We start from the raw sequence: 21,819 nt of genomic DNA on the forward strand, positions 1-21,819 counted from the left end.
CTCGGCGCGCTTTCAGGTGAGGACGGGCCGACTCGACCTCCGGAGAGCGGTAGCGCCCGCCCCAACCGGGGCGGGCGCTGCGACGTACGGCAATTCCTCAGCAAACAAGCAGGCACCGTGCTCAGGGCAGCAAGTCCCAGTACTGCTTTCGGGCCGGCATCGCGTGGATGACCATCTCGTCGCCGCTTTCGAAGATCAGCACAACTGTCTCGAGCAGGCGCGCCCGGGTGTCGAAGCCGAGGCGCAGCTCACGGTGTGGCCAGTCGTCTTCCTCGAGTGGCTCGATCCACTGCGACCAGTCAGCCGCCTGTACCGCGTCCTCATGCGCCACGCCATGCTTGAGCGCGCTGGGATGGACTTTCACGCGGCGTAACCGGCCAGGGCACGCCTGATCGCCTCGGATCGGGACAAGTGCTCTCGTTCGGCCAGCGCATCCAAGGCTTCGAGCTCCTCGGCGGTGAGACGGACGGCGACGACCTGCATCGGCTCGGCGCCCCGCCCCGGGCGACCGCGCCCGCGACGCTTCAGTTCCTCGACGTCGTAACCCGCCTCGGCCTCGTCCGCCCACTTCTGGATCTGCTCGTCAGTGCCCATAAGGAAATCGTATGACGAAAATCGGGATAGCGGTAGCGCCCGCCCTGTCTACCGGGGCGGGCGCTGCGACGTACGGCAATCCTCAGCCGATCACGACCGATCGATGTCGTCGTCGAGCCGGTCACCGAAGCCTTCACGCGAATCCTGGGAGGCGGCGAAGACCGAGGCGCCGGAGCGGTTGCCGACGGTGATCTCGTTGAACAGCAGGTTGAGCACGACGGCGACCAGGGCGGTGGCGCTGATGCCGGAGTGCATGATGACCCCGAGCCACTCCGGGAAGGCGTCCCAGAAGGTCGGCGCCGCGATCGGCAGGATCCCGACGGCGATCGCCACGGAGACGATCACCATGTTCAGGTTGTCCTCGTAGTCGACGCGCGAGAGCGTACGGATCCCGCTCGCGGCGACCGAGCCGAACAGCACGATGCCGGCACCGCCGAGCACGGGATACGGGATCGCGGCCACCACCGCTCCGACGACCGGCAGCAGCCCGAGGAGCAGAAGGACGAGACCACCGGTCGCCACGACGTACCGGCTCCGAACACCCGTCAAAGCCACCAGCCCGACGTTCTGCGCGAACGCACTGCACGGGAACGTGCCGAACAGCGGGGCGACGGTCGTGGCGGCCATGTCGGCGCGGAGGCCGCGGGCGACGCGCTTGGTGTCCACGTCGGTCTCCACGATCTCGCCGATCGCCAGGATGTCCGCGGTCGTCTCGGTCATGATCACCAGCACCACGATGGTCATGGAGACGATCGCGCCGACCTCGAACGTCGGGCCACCGAAGTGCAGGACCGGCGGGAGCGCGACCAGATCGGATTCGCCCACCGAGGAGAAGTCGGCCCGGCCGGCAACCGTCGCGATCACCGTACCGACGACGATTCCGATGAGGATCGAGAGGCGTGAGATCGCACCCTGGAACACCCGGCTGATCACCAGGATGATGAGCAGCGTCAGCCCGGCGTACGCGATGTTGGTCATCGACCCGTAGTCCGGCGCCTCCGCGTCGTTGCCCATCGCCCACCGGAACGCCACCGGCATCAGCGAGAGGCCGATGACCGTGATGATCGTGCCGGTGACGACCGCTGGGAAGAGCCTGACCAGCTGGGCGAAGAACGAGGAGAGCACCAGCCCGATCAGGCCGGCGACGATGATCGCGCCGAAGACCGGGCGCAGCCCGGCCTCGCTGGCGATGGTGACCATCGTCGACACGCTGGCGAACGAGATGCCCTGCACGATCGGTAGCCGGCTGCCGAACGGCCCGAGGCCGAGCGTCTGCAGCAGCGTGGCGAAGCCCGACACGAAGAGCCCCGCGGTCACCAGCAGCGCCAGGTCCGTGCCCGACAGGCCGGCGGCACCCCCGACGATGAGCGGCGGCGCGATCACGCCGCCGTACATCGTCAGGATGTGCTGCGTGCCGTAGGCGAGGAGCTGGCCCGGCGGATGCCGCTCGTCCTCAGGTCGTGTCGTGATCGGCGCGGTGGCCTGCCTCCTGCGACCTAACATGGCCGGGCCTCAGCAGAATCCGGGGATGGCGTGCCAGGCGTTGCCGGCATCGGGGGCCTCGTCGCGTACGACCGAGGCTTCGATCAGGCCGTAGGGCCGGTCCGCGGCGAAGAAGACCTCGCCGGGGTTGTCCAGGCCGAACGGCGAGAGGTCGGAGAGGAAGTGGTGCTTGTTGGGCGCAGAGAACTTGATCTCGGCGACGTCACCGTGCTGCTCGAGCACCGAGGTGCCCATCCCGTGGAGGGTCTGCTGCAGCGCGAGACTGTGGATCTCCGCGAACCGCTGCAGCAGCAGGGCCCGGATGGAGTCGTACGCCTTGTCCCAGTCGACCTCGCCCCTCGAGATCGGCACAGCGTCATAGCGCCACCGGGCGACGAGCGAGGTCGCCAGGATCCGGTCGGTGGTCTCCTGCAGGGTCGTGTATTCGTCCTTGAGGAAGCCGTGGAACTCCGAGCCAGTCGACTTGAGCACGACCAGGTCCTTGATGCCGGACACCACATGGGCGACCCGGTCCTCACCGCGGCCGTCGACATTCACCACGGTGGTCCGTACGCCGCCACCCGAGCGGACGAACGAGTGGTCGTGACCCGCGCCGTCGACCTGGATCCGGTCCCAGGCGTACTCGTCGATCTCGACCCGGGCGCCCTCGGCGGCTGGGCAGGCCTCGAGGTAGCGGTCGGCGAGAGCCAGTGCGAACTCCTCGATCGAGGCGACGCCGATCTCCTTCGCGTAGGCGAAGACCGTGTTCTTCTGGGTGTCGGTCGGCAGTACGTCCTTCTGGTCGCCGCTGGTGTGGGCGTCGTCGAAGCTTCCGCGCAGCGCGGTGGAGACGTTGAGGTCGCGGATCTGGTGGCGAGGAGTGTCGCGGTAGATGCGTACGACGCGGTTCTCGGCCTTGCCGTACTGGTTGGGTCCAAGACGAATGGGCATGTCAGCTCCCTCGGTAGGTGGAGTAGGCGAACGGGCTCAGCAGAAGTGGCACGTGGTGGTGCCGCCGGTCGGTGACCGCGAAGGTGACGGAGACCTGCGGGTAGAAGCACTCCTGACCGGTCGCCGCGTAGTAGGCGGCGGTGCCGAACCGGAGCTGATAGGTGCCGGCCGGGACCTGATCGGGTCCCAGGTCGGTCACCCGGCCGTCGTCGTCGGTGACGGCGTCGGCGAGGACATGGTCTGAATCGTCGATCCGGCTGAGCCGGACCGGGACACCGGCGGCCGGGCGACCGAGCGCGGTGTCGAGTACGTGGGTGGTGATGGCGCTGGTCATGCGGAGACCTCGGCGGTGAGGACCCGCTCTAGGCGGAGCAGCGCGATCCGGCGGAGCTCGTCGGCGACCACGGCCGCCTCCTCGTCGTGCTCGTGACCGAGTCGGTCGCGGAGGGAGGCCAGGACCTGGCTGGCCGAGAGGCCCGTGGCGCAGATCAGGAAGACCCGGCCGAAGCGCTCCTCGTAGGCCCGGTTGCCCTCGGCGAGGGCCTGTGCCGTGGCCTGGTCGGTGCCGACCGCTGCCTGCTCGCGCCGCGACCAGGCAGCCTCGGCGTGCTCGCCCTCGGCGCGCTCCCCGATCCTGGGGTGGGCGGCCAGCGCCTGGTCGACGTCGGCCGCGGTGAACCGTCGGGCCGCCTCGTCGGCGGCCCGGATGACGTCGGTCTCGTTGGTGTAGGGGCGCCCGGCCAGGACCGCGGCGACCCAGCTCGGAGCGTCGCAGCAGGCCTGCAGCACGGGCCGTACGACGTCCGCCGGTGATGCGTTGAAGCTCTGGAGATCCATGAACCGTTCTCTCTCGCTATGCGGAAACTAATTTCCGTACAGCAACAACGATTGCATGTGTCTCTCGTCACAGTCAACAGTTTGTTGAAAAGTCTGGGAGGACTACTCCCGTTCGCGGTTCAGGTAGTTGTAGACCGTGAACCGGGTGACGCCGAGCGCCGCCGCCACGATCTCCGCGCTCTTGCGGTAGTCGAAGGCGCCGCGCTCCTCCAGCAGTCGCACGGCGCGCTGCTTCCCCTGGCGGTCCAGAGCTGCCAGGTCGCCGCCGAGGCTCTCGGCGACCTCGGCGAGCAGTGCGTCCAACCCGCTGGCCGTACGCCGCGATGCGCTGTGTCCTTCGACCCGGACCTGGAAGGTGATCTGGTCGGCGCCATGGTCCAGGCCCGCGGCCACCACCTCGGCCAGCGTGGCCAGGACCGCGTCCCGCTCGCCGCGCATCGACGTGCCCAACGGCCCGAAGTCACACTCCAGACCGGCTTCGCGGGCGGCCGCGAGCGCCGCCGTCGCGTGCTCGGGAGGCTCGCCCTCGCCACGGAACGGTTCGGTGGTGAACTCGGCTTCGACGCGCATGGCGGCAGGCTACCCAGCCTGCCGCCATGCCATCGGGATCCTCAGGCGGTGATCCGCCGACGAGCGAGCTCGGCCAGCTTGGCCCGGTCGATCCCGGCGAGCGTCTCGACCTCGTCGGCCGCGACGGCACCGCACTCCACGCCACGCAGCACGAACGCGGCGAGCGCGGCAGCGGTGGCGGGCTCGTCGAGATAGCTGGAGTCGCCGCCGTGGACGTACGCCCGCAGGCGGGCAAAGGCGACCTCGAGCCCGTCCCGGAAGAACGCGTAGGTCGCGATGTAGCGGCTGGGCAGCTGGGCCGGATGCAGGTCCCAGCCCTGGTAGATCCCGCGGGCCAGCGACCGGCTCACCAGGCGTGAGTGGAGCCGCCACGCCGCGCGTACCGCATCGGGGTCCCCGACCGGAAGCACGTTGGTCGAGCCGTCCGAGACGAAGACGCCGGTGCCGGCGGCGGCCACCTGCATCACGTCCTTGGCATGGTCGGCGACCGGGTGCTCCATGCTCTGGAAAGCGGCCGCGACCCCGAGCGATGCGGAGTAGTCGTAGGTCCCGTAGTGCAGGCCGGTGACCCGGCCGGCGCCGGCGGCGATCATCCGTGCGATCAGCGCCGTGCCGTCGGAGCCGAGGATCGCCTGCGGCGTCTCGACCTGGATCTCGAACCGAAGACTTTCGGCCCCGATGCCGTGAACCGCCTCGAGCGCGTCCAGGGCGGTGACCATCGCGGTGACCTGTTCGACGGAGGTCACCTTGGGCAGCGTGATGACGAAGCCGGCGCCCAGGCCGCCCTCTCGGACGAGCTCGCCGAGGAAGAGGTCGAGCGTACGCAGCCCGCGGTGTCGCGTCGGGGCCTCGAACGACTTGAGCCGGATGCCGTGGAACGGCGTCGCGGAGCCGTCACGAACGGTGGCGGCGAGCGCCCGGGCGGCCGCCACCACGGCGGCATCCTCGTCCTCGTCGGGCCGAGCGCCGTAGCCGTCCTCGAAGTCGATCCGCAGGTCCTCGATCGGCTCGGCGGCCAGCTTGGCCGTCACGCGATCGTAGATCTCGTCCGCCAAGCCGGGCTCCAGGTCGAAAGAGTCCGCGACCTCGGCAGCCGAACCCCCGTGCTCGGCCAGCACCCGGCCGGACTCGGCGGACCACTCGGCGACGGTCTTCTCGTCGTAACGGTCGCCCGGGACGTACACGGTGTGCACCGGCTGACGTACGCCACGATCCCCCGGATAGCTCGCGGCGAGCGCGGCATCGGCGCCGGCGAGCGCCCGGTCGAGCCGGTTGGCGAGATCCTCGAGGTGACTCATACCCCCACCACCTGCTCGTAGGCCGGCAGGGTCAGGAAGTCGACATAGTCGTCGGCGAGCGCGACCTCCTCGAAGATGGTGCGGGCCTGCTCCAGACGGTGCTCGATCCCGTCGGCCGCTGCGAACAGCTTGGACATCTCCTCGTCCAGGACCCGGCGTACGAGCTCCGCGGTCACCAGGGTCCCGTCGTCGAGCTTGGACCCGTTGTGCACCCACTGCCAGATCTGCGAGCGGGAGATCTCGACGGTGGCGGCGTCCTCCATCAGGTTGTGGATGGCGACGGCGCCGGCGCCACGGAGCCAGGCGTCGAGGTAGACCAGCGAGACCTCGACGTTGTCGTGCAGCCCGGCAAGGGTGATCGTGCCGCCTGCGGAGGCGACGTCGAGGAGGTCCTCGGCGCGCACCTCGACATCGTCGCGCTGCCGGTCGACCTGGTTCGGTCGGTCGCCGAGAACACCATCGAAGATCTCGCGGCAGATCGGGACCAGGTCGGGGTGGGCCACCCAGGAGCCGTCGAAGCCGTCGCCGGCCTCGCGCTCCTTGTCCTCACGGACCTTGGCGAAGGCGACGGCGTTGACCTCCTGGTCCCGGCGGCTCGGGATGAAGGCCGCCATGCCGCCGATGGCGTGGGCGTTGCGGCGGTGGCAGGTCTTCACCAGCAGCTGGGCGTACGCACGCATGAACGGCGAGGTCATCCCCACCGTCGCCCGGTCGGGCAGCACGAACGAGGGCCCGGCGTCGCGGAAGTACTTGATCAGGCTGAACAGGTAGTCCCACCGGCCGGCGTTGAGCCCCGAGGCGTGGTCGCGCAGCTCGTAGAGGATCTCGTCCATCTCGAACGCGGCCGGGATCGTCTCGATGAGCACGGTCGCGCGCACGGTGCCGTGCGGGATCCCGAGCTCCGCCTGCGCGAAGGTGAACACGTCGTTCCACAGCCGCGCCTCGAGGTGGCTCTCCATCTTGGGGAGGTAGAAGTACGGCCCGCTGCCGCGCTCCACGAGCTCGCGGGCGTTGTGGAAGAAGTAGAGCCCGAAGTCGACCAGGGCGCCGACGACCGGCTTGCCGTCGACCAGGACGTGCAGGTCGTCGAAGTGCCAGCCGCGCGGGCGCATCACGATCGTGGCCAGCCGCTGGTCCTGCTTGAGCTCGTAGAGCTTGCCCTGCGGGGACATCGCCGAGATCTGGCGCCGCACGGCGTCGTACAGGTTCACCTGGCCGCCGACCACGTTGCTCCAGTGCGGCGTGCTGGCGTCCTCCATGTCGGCCAGCCAGACCCGCGCCCCGGAGTTGAGGGCGTTGATCGTCATCTTCCGGTCCGTCGGGCCGGTGATCTCGACGCGGCGGTCCTGGAGGTCCTCGGGCACCGCCGCCACGGTCCAGTCGCCGGTACGGACGTCGGCAGTCTCGGGCAGGAAGTCGAGCCGGCCGGTGCGGGCGACCTCCTCGCGGCGCACTCGGCGGGCGGCCAGGAGCTCGTCTCGGCGGGCCCCGAACCGTCGCTGCAGCTCCGCGACGAAGTCGAGGGCGTCGGGGGTGAGGATCTCGGCTCCTCGCTCGACCTCGCCACCGGTGATCTGAATGTTCACGAGCTCCACCCTCCCAGGGCTTCGGTTTTCCTTTGAATGGATTCTTCTTTCCGCATTGCGGATATTAATCCGGCCAGACAAGGGACGCAACCAGCCAGATTTCCTCTACACGACGTTAGACTTCCGTCATCCGGAAGACAGTACCCATAGATCGGGGAGCTCAGGTGAGCGAGAACGAGAAGGCGCCGAAGGCACGCACCGGGGCCGTGCAGTCGATCGAGCGTGCCTTCGCGCTGCTGGAGACGATGGCCGACGCCGGCGGGACCATGGGGCTCTCCCAGCTTGCTGCCGCTTCCGGCCTGCCGTTGCCGACCATCCACCGGCTGGTGCGCACCCTCGTCGACCTGGGCTACCTCCGCCAGGAGGCCAACCGGCAGTACGTCCTCGGCCCCAAGCTGATCCGGCTCGGCGAGAGCTCCTCGCGCATGCTCAGCACCTGGGCCCGCCCGCACCTCACCCGGCTCGTCGACGAGGTCGGCGAGTCGGCCAACCTGGCGATGCTCGACGGCGACCAGATCGTCTACGTCGCGCACACCGAGTCGCGCCAGTCGATGCGTATGTTCACCGAGGTCGGCCGCCGGGTGTCCCCGCACTGCACCGCCGTCGGCAAGGCGATCCTCGCCGACATGGATCCCGACCAGGTCCGCGACATCCTCCGGCGCACCGACATGGTCCCCTACACCTCGACCACGATCACCTCGCGCGATGACTACCTCGACCAGCTCGAGCAGGTCCGCGAGCGCCGCTACGCCATCGACGAGGGCGAGCAGGAGGCAGGCGTACGCTGCGTCGCCGTCGCCGTCCCCGACTACGCCCCGCGCCTGGCGATGTCGATCAGCGGACCCACCGGGCGAATGAGCGACGAGCTCATCGAGCGCGCCGTCCCGCTGCTCACCGAGGCCGGCAAGCAGCTGGCCGCCGACCTGGCCTGAGCTGCGTAGACGATCAGCCGCCGTACGGCACCGTGATGATCTCGAGGTTGTGCCCGTCGGGACTCTCCCAGTAGACGCCGCGACCGCCGTCGTTGTGGTTGATCTGGCCCTCCCGCCGATGGAAGGGGTCGGCCCAGTAGGTGATGCCGCGCTCCTGGATCCGCCCGAAGATCTCGTCGAACTCGGTCTCGGACACCTTGAACGCGTAGTGCTGCGGCCGGAAGTCCTGGTCCTCCACCACATCGAGGCTGACCTGGTTGGTGAGCTCGACGACCCGGAACGGGCCGAAGACCTGGGCCTCCGGAAGCCCGAGGATCTCGGTCAGATGGGTCGCCATCGCGTCCCGGTCGGAGGCGTGGACGATCGTGTGGTTCAGCTGGACGCTCATCGGATTCTCCTCTTCCCTCATCACGACTCTAGGTCGCTGACACGACGCTGCCGACCGCAATTCGTGGTACGTATTGCGGTCCACGGGTCACATCGACCCGGTCGATCTCGGGAGATCTCCATGTTGCGCACCACCGTCGGGCTGAACCGTCGCGCACTGCTCCAGGGAGCCGCCGCCATCGCGGGGCTCACCGCTCTGTCCTCGTCAGCGGCCGCATCCGCGACCTCCTCCGGCCCACCGCACCAGAGCCCCATCGGCATCTACCGCGGCGGCACCCAACAGGCACACCTACCCGCCCTGCACGTCCACTATCCCCACGACGCGACCGTCACGATGAAGTACATCCGCGAGGACGCCGACGAGCCCGACGGCTGCACCGTCCGCGGAGACGAGGAGACCGTACGCGCCGAGCTCCCGCCCGGGACCGGCTCGCTCGAGATGGGCGGCGTGACGTACGGCCTGGTGCAGTTCCACTGGCACACCCCGAGCGAGCATCTGCTCTCCGCCCGGGACTACCCGATCGAGATGCACTTCGTGCACCAGGACGCCTCCGGCCACACCCTCGTCGTCGGCGTCTGGGTCCGCCCGGGCCGCACCAACGCGACCCTCGGCAGCCTCTACAACCACCTGGTCTCCGAGTGCTCGACCGCCGACCACGTCGGGCACATCGACGTCGGCGCCCTCCTGCCCCGTCGGCACACGTCCTACCGCTACGACGGCTCGTTGACGACCGCGCCGTATACCGAGCACGTCCAGTGGGTCATGCTCACCGACCCCATCACCGCCTCACCCCGCCAGATCGACCGGTTCCGCACCATGTTTCCCACCGGCAACCGCCGCGACGTCCAGGACATCAACGACCGCGTCGTACTGAGCGACCGCGGTCTCCTCTAGCGTCTGATCAGCTGACCGGAGCGCCGAGGTTCTGGGTGAAGAAGGCGCCCAGCCTCTCCACGGCTGCACCGACGTACGGCTCCTTGTCGTAGAGATCCACATGGCTGGCGCCCTCGACCCAGAAGACTTCCTTCGGCCCCACCGCCCGCTGGAAGGCTTCGATCGACATCCACGCCGTCTCCGCGCGGGTGCCGACCACCATGAGAAGCGGTCGCTGCCCGATCAGCGGCACCTGCGCGAACGCGTCGAACGTCGTCATCTTGTCGACGCTCGTCCAGTCGAATGCCTTGGCGGCTCGCTCGTGATCGGCACGCGGGGTGCAGTAGTAGTCGAAGCCCTCGGCCGCGTGCTCGCCCCCGATCGCTCGCGCCTCGTCCGCCGTCGCCGGGAAGAGCGGCAGAACCCCGGGGTCGTCGCCGTTGGCGCGGGCCGTACGGGCAGCCGCGGCGCCGTCGAGCATCGCCTGGAACACGGCTGGGTCCTGGGTGCCGTTGGCGCCGACACGGAACTGGCGGGCGACATCGGCAGCGCAGACGGTCCCGAGCGCCTTGATCCGGTGGTCGCTGGCCGTCGCAGGGAGCGAGTAGCCGCCCGACGCGCAGATGCCGAGCACCCCGATGCTCTCGCTGTCCACTTCGGGGCGGGTGGTCAAGAAGGAGACGGCCGCCTTGATGTCCTCGATGCGCTGAGCCGGGTCCTCCAGCCCTCGGGGAAGGCCACCGCTGGCGCCCTGGTACGCCGCGTCATAGGCGACCGTCACGAAGCCCTGCTCGGCCAGCCGTGAGGCGTACAGGCCCGAAGCCTGTTCCTTGACTCCCGTCCCCGGGTGACCGACGACGATGGCGGGCGCATTGCTGGCGCCTGCGGGGACGTAGAGGTGTGCAGCGATCTGAATCCCTGCGCTGTCGAATGTGACGTCCAACTTGGTGACCATGGAGTCTCTCCTCCGTACTGGCGGCCGGTCCGTCCGGTCCGCACCGGGGGCATCCGCCTCCGGCACACACCAACTTCCACCGTTTCGAAGGACCTCAAAAGCGGCCAGCTTTTGCCTGGGAACGTTCCTTCCCTCCCATGCTTCGTACGCCGCGGCCACAATTGACCCATGAGCAATCCAGCGGCGCCCAACGAGCTCGGAGCGTTCCTCAAAGCCTGTCGAGCACGCCTGACCCCAGGTCAGGTGGGCCTACCTGACCTGGGAAATCACCGAAAGGTACGTGGCCTCCGCCGGGAAGAGGTCGCCTCCCTCGCCGTGATCAGCGTGGACTACTACACCCGGCTCGAGCAGGGGCGGGTGAAGGCGTCCGCATCGGTCCTGGAGACGCTGGCTCGCGCACTTCGGCTGGACGAGGACCAGCAGGCATATATGTACGAGATCGCGGGCAAGGTCGACGCGCTCCCCAGAAGACGACGGACCGTGCAGAAGATCCGGCCCGCCGCACGCCGCCTCCTCGATCAGCTGGTCGATACGCCCGCGCTGGTCCTCGGAAGAAGGCTTCACGTCCTCGACTGGAACCAAGCCGCCGCGGCCCTGTTCACCGACTTCTCGGCGATTCCCGAACCAGAGCGCAACTACATCCGCCTGATGTTCACCCACCCGATCGTGCGCGGCCTGCATGCCACGTGGGAACACGACGCCCGCGACGCCGTGGCCGCCCTCCGGATGGAGGCTGCCAAGGACCCCGACGATCCCGAACTGGCCGTGCTCGTCGGCGAGCTCTCCGTGAGGGACGCCGACTTCCGCACCTGGTGGGCCGAACGGCACGTGAACTCCGCCAGCTTCGGAACCAAGCAGTACCACCACCCCGTGGTCGGCGATCTGACCCTGGACTGCGACACCTGGCAGAGCCCCGACGGTTCGGGGCAGCGCCTGATGGTGCTCACCGCCCCCGCCGGCAGCCCGTCGGACGATCGCCTCCGCATCCTGACCTCGTGGGATGCGAACCCCGGCAGAGCCGACGGATTTACACTCCGCTCCCCGTAGGAGCGCTCACCAACCCGATGGACGTACGTTGCCCAGCACCCGGGTCACGGTGATCTCGATGACCACGCGCTCCGGGTTGGGCCGGGGCTGCCGGTAGCGCTCGGCGTACCGCCGCTCGGCCTCGGCCACCGACTCCGCATCGTCCTTGACCACCGCCGTGCCCTCCAGCGTGCACCAACGACGCCCGTCCACCTGGCTGACCGCCGCCGGCGCACCGGCCCCGGCCGCGCGTACGTTTCGGACCTTCTTGCTGCCCGCGCTGCTGATCACGCGCGCGATGCCGGCCTCGGGATCGAACGTCACCCCCACCGGGACGAGGTGCGGGCTGCCGTCCGGGCGGCTCGTCGTCAGGAAGCAGACCCGACGCTCTCGCCAGAACTCGTCATTCTCCGCGGGGGACGGTGCGTCGACAGTCATGGGTGCTCCTTCGTGAACCAGGGCCGTGGCTGCCACGGCTCTCTCGGTGGGTCAGCGGTTGTCGCCACTGCCACCGATGGCGTCGCGCTGCTGACGATCGGCGAGCTTCTTGATGTTGAGCTCGGCGACGTCCGCGAGCGGAAGCCCGAAGTGGTCAGCGAGGACCGCCAGGTACCACAGTGTGTCGCCGAGCTCCTTGGCGAGATCATCGAGGTCCCATTGGGCGAAGTCGCTGTCGTGGTCCCGAATGATCTTCTTCGCCTTCTCGGCGATCTCACCCGTCTCGCCGACCAGCCCCAGCAGCAGATGGAACACCTCGTTGGGCGTGCCCTTCGACTCCGCAGTGCGCAGCGCTGCCTGCTGGTAGGCGTTCATATCCATCACCAGAACCTATCGCGCCTCATGCCTCGCCTCCGGGGAACTCAGCGGCCCCACCGACGCCGCTTGGGCTGGCTCTGAGCCGCCACCGCACGCTCCCGAACCTCTGCAGCGAATCCTTCCGGTCCGCCCGCGAGCCCATTCGCCTGAATGAGCATCTCCCCGGGCACCAGCCGCGCGCACCACAGCCTCGGCGTCAGCCGCTTGTAGCGAATCGAGGACGGCTCCTTCGGCTCGACCCGAACGGCATCGAACACATCGAACGCCGTCTTCACGTTGGCCAGTGCGATCTCCCGACGCAGACCAAGATGCTCGTCAACGATCCGCGTCTCCGTCACCCACACCCCGCCGCTACGAAAGCGACCCACCGCCCGAACGGCAGGAAAGCCAAGGAAGTACGCCGCGGGAAACGCCACCAGCACCGGCCAGATCCAGTTTCCGTCGATGGCACCGACGAGTCCCAACGCCAGGAACCAGCCGCCAAGCAGCAAGAAAATGAAGTTGCTCGCTACGGTGCCCGGATTGGCGCTCCGAGGAAAGAAGCGTGCGCGCTCGTCCTCGAACGTGACGTCACGGGCAGGGCTTGGCGATGGTCGCGCGCGTTTCGCCAGTAGAAGAGCTACGTACGAGATCAGGACGATCAGGCCGAGCACAAGCATGAGTGAGGACCAGACCGTGCTGAACGGATCGTCGTGGTACCGAACCACCGAGCCAACGCCAATGCCGGTCACCCCCAAACCTAGGAGGAGGCCGAGGGCGCTGACGACAGGGCCCGGCGTTTGTTGCGTTCTCAGTCGAACCATCCCCCAACAGTGTCCTTGACGGAGGAGGCAGCGTCGCCGATGGCGTCGCCCGTGTCCTTGAGCGACTTCATTCCTTCATCGAGCGCCTTACCGACATCCGGCCCGTTCTCAAACAGCGAGTCGATCGCACCGTCCGCGAAGATCGCGACTCCAGCTCCGACTGCCGTGCCGACGACGGCTCCAACAGCTGTTCCTAGACCCGGCACCACGGACCCAAACGCCGCGCCCATAGCCGCTCCGGTCGCCATAGACGCGCCGGCGCTGGCGAGCCCACCCGCGACGATTCCTGCCCCCGCGGAAACGCCCTGCGAGACGGCAATCTGGGTCCCCGTCTCGCCCTCCTTGTAGTCGTTGTAGATACCGAGTCCGATCCCGAGAGGTCCGAGAACCTTTCCGGCACGGCCGAGGAACTTCGGGACCTTCCCATCCTCCAATTTGGCCGCGTCGTCCAAGAGCTTCTCGGCTTGGCTGAGCTTGCCTTCAAGGGCCAACTGATCCGCCCGGAGTTTCGTCTCGTCGAGAGTCTCGAAGAAGAGCCACTTGCGTTTCGTGTACCGCTCGGGATGCGCCTGCAGGTCGTCGATCGCCCGCTTCACCTCGTCGACAAGCTCCTGGGCGCGCGTGTGAAGCTTCGATTGCTTCGTCGCGATGTCTACGCCAATCGCCCCGGCAGCAGCAGCACCGAGGATCTCGGTGCCATTAAGGATCCAGGCGGCATGCTGATTGACCGAGTACTTCTTCTGCAACGACTCGCATGCGGCGGCGTACTGTCGGTCGATGCGCTCGGCTTCCGACTTGGCGTTGCCATACGCGACGACCTTGCCCATATGGTCGTTGTAGACCTCGACGTCCTTCTCGTACTGCGCCACTTGCTCAGGTGTTCCAGAGAACGACGCGGGGGGAGTCGCAGGCGGCGCACCGGGATCCTCGACCTTGAACCCAGACACGACGAGCTTGGCAGCCCGGGCGTCGGCTCGTACGTCCTCCATCTGGTTCTGGCAGCGCCGCAGCTTCTCGGCGAAGTCGTCGAGGTCGTCCGCCATCGACTTGGCGGCGTCATGGAGCTTCTCGGTCTTGTCGCGCGCGCGGGACATCATGTCGACGAACTCATCGCCGGCATCTGAGTTCCACGACCCGTCGGCGTTCCGGCGGGAGTCGTTGAGCTTGTCCACCGCGTCATCCAGCTTCTTGGCGAGCTTGTCGCGCACCCAGTCCGCGGCGCTCTCCACCTGCGCGGGCTTACCCTCGATCTCTGTGTCGACGCTCACTTGCCCATTGCCTTCTTGATGTCGTTGAGGCCAGCCTCAGCGTCGGCATCCGCGCGCTGGTAGTAGCGGCGACACACTTCGACCGCATCGGCGGTTCCGGACATCGAGGTCGAGACATTGCCGGCGCTATCCACGATCTGGCTCAGCATGCCGGCGATCACAGCGGTCATCGGGCCGGCGTCGACCCCGCTGGGCACGCCACCCGCCAGTCCCTCGAGCCCTTCCGCGCCACTGTTCAGGTCAGTGGCGATCGATGTGAGGACTCCGAGCTCGACGTCGACGCTCATAACGCGCCTCCACCCTCGTCTTGAAGACCTGGGTCGACATCCAAGAACAGCAGATCGTACGGCGTCTGATCATGAACCTTCTGCAAGGCGGCGACGTCGCACACCACCCACGAAGCATCCGGAAGGTAGAACCGTTGCAGTCGGTCCATCGCGGAGTAGACATACAGAGCCGTACGTCCGTCCTCCACCTTGTGCATCACGACCCTGCGAACGGCGGGGTCGTCCTCGTTCGTGGTCGGCACGTACACCACCGGTGGAAATACCCGGCGCTCTTCTGTGCCTTCGGTGAGCGGCTCACCATCAGCCATGGACGGTTCCTCCCGATAGAAGCGTCGACATTCGCAGTGAACACACTAGCTAGCGATTGCCGGTCAACTGCAGCTCGTCTTGAAGCCACTGCGCAAGGTCATTGGCGGTGTGTCCCATCATCGAGCACTTGATGACCATCTTGTCCGCCGGTATCCGCGTGCTTCCGCGCCACAGAACTGGGCACTCGTTCACATTGGCGGGCGACCGCAACGTCAGGAGGACTGAGTTCCCGCGCGCACGCACACTCCGAACCTCGCTTCGAGCGGATTGGGACCAACCCGACGAGGTGTTGTGGACGATGGACTCATCCAGCAACACGAGCCCTTCGTTCCGGCGCCTCCCGAGCGCTGCCATGAGCACCCGCCCGAGGTACCAGAACGCGACGAGTCCGACACACAGTGCCGGTAGCACCCACTGGCCACCGGCCTGAAAGCCGAGCGACACCACGAGCAGTCCTGCTGCCGCGAGAGCCGCGTCCAACGACATCGCGTGCCACCAGTCCCCACGCCATGCATGGACCTCCAGCACCTGAGCTCCACCGACGTTGCGCTCACGGAGTGTTGGCAGCTGTCTCGTGAACACCAATGCGATGACCAGGACGATCGTGACACCAACTGCGAAGACGGTGAACCACGAGGCCACACGGATGGGCGTGACCTGCCCCGGCACCTGAGTGAACCCGACCCAGGCAAGCGCTACACCCAAAGCCGCGAGAATCGCGTTGCCCGCGATCTCACCCCACTTGTCCCGACCTCGGAATGGGACCACATCCGGTGACGTCACAGGAACCATCGGCACCCGGCACAGTCTAAGAGATCCCGCCCGCGAAGGAACTTCCAGCAACCCGGACCAACCAGCGGGAGCTCGAATCTGATGCAGGGCCTTGGCGCTACGTACGTCGACCTCTGCCACCTCTCGCAGGATAGAAATGGGGTACGGACAGCCGTAGATCCCCGGACACACAGCCAGACAAGCGAAACACCCCGGTGGCCAACGTTTCCGCTGGTCACCGGGGTGTTCTCCCAGGCGTGGCAGATGAAGGATTCGAACCTTCGAAGGCAAAGCCGACGGATTTACAGTCCGCTCCCATTGGCCGCTCGGGCAATCTGCCTGGGTTGTACGCGCGCCCCGGTTAAGGAGATCGCGACAGCAATAAACAATAGCGCAGGGGCTGGCGGCGTACGAAAACGGGACGAGGTTCTAGGGTGAGACACCACAGACTTGGTCAGAATCTAGAGGAGAGAGTCATGGCGGACTCGTCGTTCGACATCGTGAGCAAGATCGACCGCCAGGAGGTCGACAACGCGCTGAGCCAGACCGCGCGGGAGGTCTCGACGCGGTTCGACTTCAAGGGCACCAACGCGACCATCGAGTGGAGCGGCGAGCAGGGGATCGAGATCTCGGCCTCGGCCGACGACCGCGCCAGCGCGGTGCTCTCGGTCTTCCAGGACAAGCTGATCAAGCGCAAGCAGTCGCTGAAGATCCTCGACGCGAGCGAGCCGCGCCAGTCGGGGCAGCTGTCGAAGATCTCGATCACCCTCAAGGAGGGCATCTCCTCCGAGGACGCGAAGAAGATCTCCAAGCTGATCCGCGACGAGGGACCCAAGGGCGTCAAGGCGCAGATCCAGGGTGACGAGCTCCGCGTCTCCTCCAAGAAGCGCGACGACCTGCAGACCGTGATCTCGCTGGTCAAGGGCCAGGACTACGACTTCGCGGTGCAGTTCATCAACTACCGCTGAGCTCGTGGCCTACGAGCACCCGCGAGCCTCGGTCGAGATCGACGCTCCGATCGATGTGGTGTGGCGGGTGATGGTCGAGACCGAGTCGTACGCCACGTGGAACCCGTTCGTCGTCTGGGCCGAGACCGCGCAGCCGGCGGCGGTGGGCAACTCGATCGTGCTGCATGTGACCTGGGCGAACGGCGGCCGCTCGCGCTCTCCGGAGCGGATCTCGGCGCTCGAGCCGCCGGTGTTCGGCGCGGACGGGGTCGGGGCTGCGTACCTGGCCTATGTCTATGAGGGGTGGCCGGCGCGGCTCGGCCTGGTGCGGGGCGTACGTCACCAGCGGCTGACCCAGCGACCCGGCGGACCGACGCACTACGAGACGGTCGAGGAGTTCTCCGGTCCGCTGGTCGGGCTGGCCGGACCCGAGCGGGTAGCGGACGGGTTCCGGCGGCACGCCGCGGCTCTCAAGGTGCGATGCGAGACGCTCGTGAATGAAAGTGGACTTGACCACTAGATTGAGCGAAATTCTGCATTCATCTGCAAGAATGTGGGCGTGCGAGTATCTGCCAAGTCCGACTACGCCCTCCGCGCCCTCATCGAGATGGCCGCGCGCGAGGACGGAAAAGCTGTCAGCGCCGAGGAGCTCGGCCGCGCCCAGGAGATTCCTCACGGGTTCCTGCAGGCGATCCTCGCCGACCTCCGCAAGGCCGGCGTCGTCATCTCACAGCGCGGCCAGTCAGGCGGTTGGCGCCTCGCCCGCAAGGCGTCGGACGTCTCCGTCGCCGACGTGATCCGCGCCGTCGACGGTCCGCTGGTCTCGGTCTACGGGCTGCGTCCCGAGGGCGTCACGTACAACGAGCGCGCCGATGTCCTCCAGCACGTGTGGATCGCCGCCCGCGACTCGCTCCGCGAGGTCTTCGAGAAGGTCTCGATCGCCGAGCTCGCTTCTCGTGAGCTGCCCGACGAGGTCACCACTCGCACCGCGCGCGACGAGGCCTGGCTGCCTCACTGAGCCGTTGGGATACCCGGTTAACCGGGTATTCCTGCACTTCTCTGGCATTGCAACACCTGAGAAGTGCCAGTTTCACCGGTTAACCGGGTATCCCGTCCCGCCGCTACGCCGCAGGCGCCGGCATCGTGTAAGCCCCGGGCGACGGGGTGACGAAGACGTTGACGCCCTCCTCGAGCTGCAGAGCGCGGGCATGCGTACGTGTCAGCTCGGCGGTCACGACCTCACCGTCGTCGGTGAGGACCGTGAGGCGCACCTCGAACCCGATCCGCAGGACGCGCGAGACGGTGCCCTCGAGCGAGTGCTCGGAGATCGGCGACGGGGTGACCTCGACGTCGTGGGGCCGGATCAAGGAACCGCCCAGCGTGGTCACGTCACCGAGGAAGGACATCACGAAGTCGTTGGCGGGCTCGTCGTAGAGCTGCTCGGGGGTGCCGATCTGCTCGATGCCACCCTGGTTGACGACGACGATCTCGTCGGCGACCTCGAGGGCCTCCTCCTGGTCGTGGGTCACGAAGACGGTGGTCACGTGCACCTCGTCGTGGAGGCGTCGCAGCCAGTCGCGCAGCTCCTTGCGTACCTTCGCGTCCAGGGCGCCGAAGGGCTCGTCGAGCAGCAGCACGGACGGTTCGATCGCCAGGGCCCGCGCCAGCGCCATCCGCTGCCGCTGGCCGCCGGAGAGCTGCGAGGGCAGCCGGTTGGCGAACTGCGAGAGGTGGACGAGCTCCAGCAGCTCCTCGACCTTCTTCGCGACCTCCGCCTTGGGGCGCTTGCGGATCTCCAGACCAAAGGCGACGTTCTTGGCCACCGAGAGGTGCTTGAACGCGGCGTAGTGCTGGAAGACGAAGCCGACGTTGCGCTTCTGGACCGGCAGCGAGGTCGCCTCGACGCCCTCGATGCTGATCGTGCCGGTGTCGGGTGTCTCCAGCCCGGCGATGACCCGCAGCAGCGTGGTCTTGCCGCCGCCGGAGGGCCCGAGCAGGGCGGTCAGCTGCCCGGTCGGGATGGTCAGGTTGATGTCCTCCAGCGCCACGAAGTCGCCGTAACGCTTGTTGACACCACTTACTTCGATGCTCATGGGATGCCCTTTTCTTGTCAGAGTCTTTCACCGCACGCGCGCACCGCGGGCGCGCAGCACGAAGACGATGAGGATGCAGATGACCGAGACGCTGGCGAGGAGGAAGGCGACGGCGTACGCGCCCTGCTGGTCGAAGTTGAGGTACTTCTCCTCGACCGCGAGGGTGGCGGTGCGGGTCTGGCCGAGCACGTTGCCGGAGACGACCTTGACCGCGCCGAACTCGCCGAGCGAGCGGGCCAGGGTGAGCACGACGCCGTAGATGACGGCCCACTTGATGCCCGGGAGCGTGATCCGCCAGAACGTCTGCCAGCCGCTCGCGCCGAGCGACGCAGCGGCCTGCTCCTGCTCGGTGCCGATCTCCTCCAGCACCGGGATGACCTCGCGGATCACCAGCGGAAGCGAGACGAACGCGGTCGCCATGATGATGCCGGGCGTCGAGAAGATGATCTGGATCCCGGCCGACTCGAGCGTCGGCCCGAACCAGCCGTCGCGGCCGCCGTAGACCAGCACGAGCGCTAGGCCCACGACGATCGGCGAGACCGACAGCGGCAGGTCGATCATCGCGCTCAGGAGGCGCTTGCCAGGAAATTCCGTACGCACCAGCAGCAGCGAGATCGAGACGCCGAAGAGCAGGTTGATCAGCGTCGCGACCACTGCGGCCACGCAGGTCAGCTGGATGGCGTGCATCATCTGCGGGTCGTTGAAGATCGCGGTGAACGCCTCGGTCGTGAACCCGACGTCGGGCACGTAGAAGGCGTTCCAGGCGACCAGGACCACCGGCCAGGCCACCAGGAGCCCGAGGTAGGCGATGACGATGACGCGGAGGACGTACGTCAGCGGGGTGCGGGGAGCACGACGGGTCTCAGCCACGGCGGACCATCCTCCTCTGGACCAGGTCGAGGACGACGATGACGAGGAGAGAGACGCCCAGGAGCATCGCCGCGATCGCCGCCGCGCCTTCCGGGTTGTCGTTCTCGATCGCGGACAGGATCCGCACCGAGGCGACCTCGGACTTGAACGGCAGGTTGCCCGAGAGCAGGACCAGGGAGCCGTACTCCCCCATCCCGCGCGCGAAGGAGAGCGCCGCGCCCGCCGCGATGGCCGGGGCCAGCGACGGCAGGATGATCCGCCAGAACGTGGTGAACCGGGATGCCCCCAGAGAGGCAGCCGCCTCCTCCACGTCGGAGTCGAGCTCCTCGAGGACGGGCTGCACCATGCGTACGACGAACGGCAGCGTCACGAAGGCGAGGGCGAGGTAGACCGACGTCGACGTGTTCGCCCAGTGCAGGCCGAGGGGTGACTCGGCGCCGTAGAGGGAGAGCAGCACGAGGCCCGCGACGATCGTCGGCAGTGCGAACGGGATGTCGATGATGACCTCGAGCAGGCCCTTGCCCCAGAACTTGTCGCGTACCAGGACCCAGGCGATGACGGTGCCGATGACGACGTTTATCAGGGTGACCACGATGGCCGCACGGATCGTCAGCAGGATCGCCGACGCGGTCTGCTCGTTGGTGAGCTGATTCGCGAAGGCGGACCAGCCGCCGCTGGAGGCGGTGATGATCACCGCCACCAGCGGGATGAGGACGAGCAGGCTGAACCAGAGCATCGTGATACCGAGCCCGATGCCGCTGGTCCTTGTCAGAGTGTTGCCCGGCCGGCTGCGACGGGCAGCCGGCCGGGCAGTAGGGATGGTTGTCGTCATGACCGGACTACTGCGAGGCCTTGCCGGACTTGGCGATGGAGTCGGTCACGATGCCGAGCTCCTCGCCGTCCTCACCGGTGCCGAAGAGCTTCTCCTTGACGCCCGACCAGTCGCGGCCGCCGAAGTCGTTCTCCAGGGTGAGCAGCTGCTTCGGCGCCGGGAACGGGTCGGCCGGGTCCTTGGCGCCCTTGATGTCCTCCGGCTTGAGGCCGATCGCGTCCCAGTCGACGACGCCGGGCTCGGCGGTGTTGACGGGGCGGAAGCCGGTCAGCGCGAACTGCTTCTGGCCGCCCTGCGGGTCGAGGACGAAGTCGAGCCAGGCCTGAGACGGCTTGGAGGAGTCCTTGAGGATGGCGCCGGGGTTCTCGATCAGGACGGTGGAGTCCGGGATGATGTACTCGAAGCCCTCACCCTGCTGGGCCGCGAGGATCGCCTCGTTCTCGTAGGCGAGCAGCACGTCGCCGGTGCCGCCGAGGAAGGCGGTGGTGGCGTCGCGGCCGGAGTTGGTCAGGGTGACGACGTTCTTGAAGAGCTTGTCGAGGTACGCCTTGCCCTCCTCCTCGGTGCCACCGTTCTTCACCACGGAGCCCCATGCGGCCAGCGCGTTCCAGCGGGCGGCGCCGGACGAGGCGGGGTTGGCCGTGACCACGCCGACACCGGGCTTGACGAGGTCCTCCCAGCCCTGGATGTTCTTCGGGTTGCCCTCACGGACACCGAGTACGACGACCGAGCTCGACACGATGCCCTTGTTGTCGCCGTCGTCCCATGACGCGTCGACGAGGCCGGCCTTCTCCAGGCGCTGTACGTCGGTGCCGACGGACAGGTGGACGTAGTCGGCCTTCAGGCCGGACTCGACCGCACGGCTCTGGTCGCCCGAGGCGCCGTAGGAGGTCTGGAAGGTGACGCCCTCGCCATCGGGGGTCTTGTTGAACTCCTTGGCGATCGCCTTGTTGGCCGTCTCGGGGACGGCGAAGCCGACGATGGAGATCGACTCCGCGTCGCTGCCGCCACCGGAGCCGCCGCACGCGGTCAAGGTCAGGATGCTCGCAGCGGCCAACGCCACTGCAACCTTGATCTTCTTCATCTGGTTCCTCACTTCTGCCCTGCCGAGTCAAGGTCGATCGGGTTACGAATGTCGAGGAGAATACTTGAATTAGTCGAGTGGATGTGAAAACACACGATCGGTCCGCTCCTTGGACGGCACCCATTCGCCGAGACGTCACTCAGGTCGGTCGAGACAGTGGAGCGGGTCCTCGACCAGCACTACGTAGGTAGCGGTGGTGTAGCCCGGCTTGGTGAGCGTCACCACCAACCGAAGCGAGCTGTTCTTC

28 protein-coding genes and 1 tRNA gene are annotated in these 21,819 nt (G+C 67.4%); 6 read left to right on the top strand and 23 right to left on the bottom strand.

All coding sequences use genetic code 11. The annotated features are described in order from the left end of the window. Window positions 1-121 precede the first annotated feature (121 nt). The 9 genes from ABZY89_RS14595 to aceB all read right to left on the bottom strand — a co-directional run bounded on the left by ABZY89_RS14595 (window position 122) and on the right by aceB (window position 7,318). Window positions 122-364: a hypothetical protein gene (locus ABZY89_RS14595; protein ID WP_355019401.1), complete on the bottom strand. Its 243-nt coding sequence runs from the start codon at window positions 362-364 to the stop codon at window positions 122-124. Then, a complete protein-coding gene (locus ABZY89_RS14600) occupies window positions 361-594 on the bottom strand; it encodes a ribbon-helix-helix domain-containing protein (protein ID WP_355019402.1) in 234 nt (77 codons plus the stop codon). The genes ABZY89_RS14595 and ABZY89_RS14600 overlap by 4 nt, the downstream gene beginning before the upstream one ends. Before the next feature lie 90 nt (window positions 595-684). After that, window positions 685-2,097, bottom strand: a complete 1,413-nt coding sequence (locus ABZY89_RS14605) for a nucleobase:cation symporter-2 family protein (RefSeq protein ID WP_355228218.1) — start codon at window positions 2,095-2,097, stop codon at window positions 685-687. 9 nt (window positions 2,098-2,106) lie between these two features. Further along, window positions 2,107-3,027, bottom strand: a complete 921-nt coding sequence (gene pucL / locus ABZY89_RS14610) for a factor-independent urate hydroxylase (protein WP_355228220.1) — start codon at window positions 3,025-3,027, stop codon at window positions 2,107-2,109. Window position 3,028: 1 nt separating this feature from the next. Then, window positions 3,029-3,361: a hydroxyisourate hydrolase gene (gene uraH, locus ABZY89_RS14615; RefSeq protein WP_355228221.1), complete on the bottom strand. Its 333-nt coding sequence runs from the start codon at window positions 3,359-3,361 to the stop codon at window positions 3,029-3,031. Further along, window positions 3,358-3,864, bottom strand: a complete 507-nt coding sequence (gene uraD, locus ABZY89_RS14620; RefSeq protein ID WP_355228223.1) for a 2-oxo-4-hydroxy-4-carboxy-5-ureidoimidazoline decarboxylase — start codon at window positions 3,862-3,864, stop codon at window positions 3,358-3,360. The genes uraH and uraD overlap by 4 nt, the downstream gene beginning before the upstream one ends. Before the next feature lie 102 nt (window positions 3,865-3,966). Then, window positions 3,967-4,434: a helix-turn-helix domain-containing protein gene (locus ABZY89_RS14625; protein ID WP_355228224.1), complete on the bottom strand. Its 468-nt coding sequence runs from the start codon at window positions 4,432-4,434 to the stop codon at window positions 3,967-3,969. 41 nt (window positions 4,435-4,475) lie between these two features. Continuing rightward, window positions 4,476-5,732: an aldolase/citrate lyase family protein gene (locus ABZY89_RS14630; protein WP_355228226.1), complete on the bottom strand. Its 1,257-nt coding sequence runs from the start codon at window positions 5,730-5,732 to the stop codon at window positions 4,476-4,478. Continuing rightward, window positions 5,729-7,318, bottom strand: a complete 1,590-nt coding sequence (aceB, locus tag ABZY89_RS14635; RefSeq protein WP_355228227.1) for a malate synthase A — start codon at window positions 7,316-7,318, stop codon at window positions 5,729-5,731. The genes ABZY89_RS14630 and aceB overlap by 4 nt, the downstream gene beginning before the upstream one ends. 164 nt (window positions 7,319-7,482) lie before the next feature. Here aceB and ABZY89_RS14640 point away from each other — a divergent pair, with 164 nt between their 5' ends. Continuing rightward, on the top strand, window positions 7,483-8,250 hold the full coding sequence (locus tag ABZY89_RS14640; RefSeq protein ID WP_355228229.1) for an IclR family transcriptional regulator: 768 nt from the start codon (window positions 7,483-7,485) through the stop codon (window positions 8,248-8,250). A gap of 13 nt (window positions 8,251-8,263) precedes the next feature. On the opposite strand, the gene ABZY89_RS14645 is transcribed toward ABZY89_RS14640, so the two are convergent. After that, entirely contained in the window at window positions 8,264-8,638 is a 375-nt protein-coding gene (locus ABZY89_RS14645) for a VOC family protein (RefSeq protein ID WP_355228231.1), read from the bottom strand. 120 nt (window positions 8,639-8,758) lie between these two features. Here ABZY89_RS14645 and ABZY89_RS14650 point away from each other — a divergent pair, with 120 nt between their 5' ends. Next, window positions 8,759-9,532 (top strand): carbonic anhydrase family protein, encoded by a 774-nt coding sequence (locus tag ABZY89_RS14650; protein ID WP_355228233.1) that lies wholly within the window; start codon window positions 8,759-8,761, stop codon window positions 9,530-9,532. A 7-nt stretch (window positions 9,533-9,539) separates the two neighbouring features. On the opposite strand, the gene ABZY89_RS14655 is transcribed toward ABZY89_RS14650, so the two are convergent. Beyond that, window positions 9,540-10,466, bottom strand: a complete 927-nt coding sequence (locus tag ABZY89_RS14655; protein WP_355228235.1) for an alpha/beta hydrolase — start codon at window positions 10,464-10,466, stop codon at window positions 9,540-9,542. Window positions 10,467-10,634: 168 nt separating this feature from the next. Between ABZY89_RS14655 and ABZY89_RS14660 the strand changes: the two genes are divergently transcribed. Next, on the top strand, window positions 10,635-11,513 hold the full coding sequence (locus tag ABZY89_RS14660) for a helix-turn-helix domain-containing protein (protein WP_355228236.1): 879 nt from the start codon (window positions 10,635-10,637) through the stop codon (window positions 11,511-11,513). A gap of 6 nt (window positions 11,514-11,519) precedes the next feature. Here the strand turns inward: ABZY89_RS14660 and ABZY89_RS14665 are convergent, their stop codons facing one another. The 8 genes from ABZY89_RS14665 to ABZY89_RS14700 form a co-directional block, all read right to left on the bottom strand. Next, on the bottom strand, window positions 11,520-11,930 hold the full coding sequence (locus tag ABZY89_RS14665; RefSeq protein WP_355228238.1) for a TIGR03618 family F420-dependent PPOX class oxidoreductase: 411 nt from the start codon (window positions 11,928-11,930) through the stop codon (window positions 11,520-11,522). Between the two features lie 51 nt (window positions 11,931-11,981). After that, window positions 11,982-12,311, bottom strand: a complete 330-nt coding sequence (locus ABZY89_RS14670) for a nucleoside triphosphate pyrophosphohydrolase family protein (RefSeq protein ID WP_355228240.1) — start codon at window positions 12,309-12,311, stop codon at window positions 11,982-11,984. 41 nt (window positions 12,312-12,352) lie between these two features. After that, window positions 12,353-13,039, bottom strand: a complete 687-nt coding sequence (locus tag ABZY89_RS14675) for a hypothetical protein (RefSeq protein ID WP_355228242.1) — start codon at window positions 13,037-13,039, stop codon at window positions 12,353-12,355. A 59-nt stretch (window positions 13,040-13,098) separates the two neighbouring features. Then, a complete protein-coding gene (locus tag ABZY89_RS14680) occupies window positions 13,099-14,379 on the bottom strand; it encodes a WXG100 family type VII secretion target (protein WP_355228244.1) in 1,281 nt (426 codons plus the stop codon). Next, window positions 14,376-14,666 (bottom strand): hypothetical protein, encoded by a 291-nt coding sequence (locus ABZY89_RS14685; RefSeq protein WP_355228246.1) that lies wholly within the window; start codon window positions 14,664-14,666, stop codon window positions 14,376-14,378. Before ABZY89_RS14685 ends, ABZY89_RS14680 begins: the two co-directional genes overlap by 4 nt. Continuing rightward, window positions 14,663-14,974, bottom strand: a complete 312-nt coding sequence (locus ABZY89_RS14690; protein WP_355228248.1) for an SAV_915 family protein — start codon at window positions 14,972-14,974, stop codon at window positions 14,663-14,665. Before ABZY89_RS14690 ends, ABZY89_RS14685 begins: the two co-directional genes overlap by 4 nt. A gap of 49 nt (window positions 14,975-15,023) precedes the next feature. Next, window positions 15,024-15,773, bottom strand: coding sequence for a hypothetical protein (locus ABZY89_RS14695; protein ID WP_355228250.1), 750 nt, complete (start codon window positions 15,771-15,773; stop codon window positions 15,024-15,026). A 231-nt stretch (window positions 15,774-16,004) separates the two neighbouring features. Beyond that, window positions 16,005-16,086 (bottom strand) — tRNA-Tyr (locus ABZY89_RS14700). A gap of 136 nt (window positions 16,087-16,222) precedes the next feature. Here ABZY89_RS14700 and ABZY89_RS14705 point away from each other — a divergent pair. Genes ABZY89_RS14705 through ABZY89_RS14715 form a run of 3 tightly spaced genes read left to right on the top strand, consistent with a single transcriptional unit; the run spans window position 16,223 to window position 17,711 of the window. Next, entirely contained in the window at window positions 16,223-16,714 is a 492-nt protein-coding gene (locus ABZY89_RS14705; RefSeq protein WP_355228252.1) for a YajQ family cyclic di-GMP-binding protein, read from the top strand. Between the two features lie 4 nt (window positions 16,715-16,718). Further along, entirely contained in the window at window positions 16,719-17,213 is a 495-nt protein-coding gene (locus ABZY89_RS14710; RefSeq protein WP_355228254.1) for an SRPBCC domain-containing protein, read from the top strand. Between the two features lie 39 nt (window positions 17,214-17,252). Next, window positions 17,253-17,711 carry an Rrf2 family transcriptional regulator gene (locus tag ABZY89_RS14715; protein ID WP_091044275.1) on the top strand — a complete coding sequence of 153 codons (459 nt, stop codon included), beginning with the start codon at window positions 17,253-17,255 and terminating at the stop codon, window positions 17,709-17,711. A 103-nt stretch (window positions 17,712-17,814) separates the two neighbouring features. Here the strand turns inward: ABZY89_RS14715 and ABZY89_RS14720 are convergent, their stop codons facing one another. From ABZY89_RS14720 to ABZY89_RS14735, 4 genes are read right to left on the bottom strand one after another with little or no spacing between them, the layout of a single operon-like run. Then, window positions 17,815-18,786 carry a sulfate ABC transporter ATP-binding protein gene (locus ABZY89_RS14720; protein WP_355228256.1) on the bottom strand — a complete coding sequence of 324 codons (972 nt, stop codon included), beginning with the start codon at window positions 18,784-18,786 and terminating at the stop codon, window positions 17,815-17,817. A gap of 27 nt (window positions 18,787-18,813) precedes the next feature. Next, window positions 18,814-19,656 carry a sulfate ABC transporter permease subunit gene (locus ABZY89_RS14725; RefSeq protein ID WP_355228258.1) on the bottom strand — a complete coding sequence of 281 codons (843 nt, stop codon included), beginning with the start codon at window positions 19,654-19,656 and terminating at the stop codon, window positions 18,814-18,816. After that, window positions 19,649-20,488, bottom strand: a complete 840-nt coding sequence (cysT, locus tag ABZY89_RS14730) for a sulfate ABC transporter permease subunit CysT (protein WP_355228260.1) — start codon at window positions 20,486-20,488, stop codon at window positions 19,649-19,651. Before cysT ends, ABZY89_RS14725 begins: the two co-directional genes overlap by 8 nt. 7 nt (window positions 20,489-20,495) lie before the next feature. Continuing rightward, entirely contained in the window at window positions 20,496-21,572 is a 1,077-nt protein-coding gene (locus ABZY89_RS14735; protein ID WP_355228262.1) for a sulfate ABC transporter substrate-binding protein, read from the bottom strand. Window positions 21,573-21,819: the final 247 nt, after the last annotated feature.

Source organism: Nocardioides sp. NPDC006303 (assembly GCF_040613175.1).
Classification (GTDB): domain Bacteria; phylum Actinomycetota; class Actinomycetes; order Propionibacteriales; family Nocardioidaceae; genus Nocardioides.

Coding starts and splice junctions, on each gene's coding strand:
- ABZY89_RS14630 (WP_355228226.1), bottom strand. CDS start 5,732: ATGAGTCACCTCGAGGATCTCGCCAACCGGCTCGACCGGGCGCTCGCC.
- ABZY89_RS14665 (WP_355228238.1), bottom strand. CDS start 11,930: ATGACTGTCGACGCACCGTCCCCCGCGGAGAATGACGAGTTCTGGCGA.
- ABZY89_RS14650 (WP_355228233.1), top strand. CDS start 8,759: ATGTTGCGCACCACCGTCGGGCTGAACCGTCGCGCACTGCTCCAGGGA.
- ABZY89_RS14605 (WP_355228218.1), bottom strand. CDS start 2,097: ATGTTAGGTCGCAGGAGGCAGGCCACCGCGCCGATCACGACACGACCT.
- ABZY89_RS14720 (WP_355228256.1), bottom strand. CDS start 18,786: ATGAGCATCGAAGTAAGTGGTGTCAACAAGCGTTACGGCGACTTCGTG.
- ABZY89_RS14660 (WP_355228236.1), top strand. CDS start 10,635: ATGAGCAATCCAGCGGCGCCCAACGAGCTCGGAGCGTTCCTCAAAGCC.
- ABZY89_RS14670 (WP_355228240.1), bottom strand. CDS start 12,311: ATGGATATGAACGCCTACCAGCAGGCAGCGCTGCGCACTGCGGAGTCG.
- uraD (WP_355228223.1), bottom strand. CDS start 3,864: ATGGATCTCCAGAGCTTCAACGCATCACCGGCGGACGTCGTACGGCCC.
- ABZY89_RS14705 (WP_355228252.1), top strand. CDS start 16,223: ATGGCGGACTCGTCGTTCGACATCGTGAGCAAGATCGACCGCCAGGAG.
- ABZY89_RS14735 (WP_355228262.1), bottom strand. CDS start 21,572: ATGAAGAAGATCAAGGTTGCAGTGGCGTTGGCCGCTGCGAGCATCCTG.
- uraH (WP_355228221.1), bottom strand. CDS start 3,361: ATGACCAGCGCCATCACCACCCACGTACTCGACACCGCGCTCGGTCGC.
- ABZY89_RS14685 (WP_355228246.1), bottom strand. CDS start 14,666: ATGAGCGTCGACGTCGAGCTCGGAGTCCTCACATCGATCGCCACTGAC.
- ABZY89_RS14600 (WP_355019402.1), bottom strand. CDS start 594: ATGGGCACTGACGAGCAGATCCAGAAGTGGGCGGACGAGGCCGAGGCG.
- cysT (WP_355228260.1), bottom strand. CDS start 20,488: ATGACGACAACCATCCCTACTGCCCGGCCGGCTGCCCGTCGCAGCCGG.
- ABZY89_RS14655 (WP_355228235.1), bottom strand. CDS start 10,466: ATGGTCACCAAGTTGGACGTCACATTCGACAGCGCAGGGATTCAGATC.
- ABZY89_RS14645 (WP_355228231.1), bottom strand. CDS start 8,638: ATGAGCGTCCAGCTGAACCACACGATCGTCCACGCCTCCGACCGGGAC.
- pucL (WP_355228220.1), bottom strand. CDS start 3,027: ATGCCCATTCGTCTTGGACCCAACCAGTACGGCAAGGCCGAGAACCGC.
- ABZY89_RS14625 (WP_355228224.1), bottom strand. CDS start 4,434: ATGCGCGTCGAAGCCGAGTTCACCACCGAACCGTTCCGTGGCGAGGGC.
- ABZY89_RS14690 (WP_355228248.1), bottom strand. CDS start 14,974: ATGGCTGATGGTGAGCCGCTCACCGAAGGCACAGAAGAGCGCCGGGTA.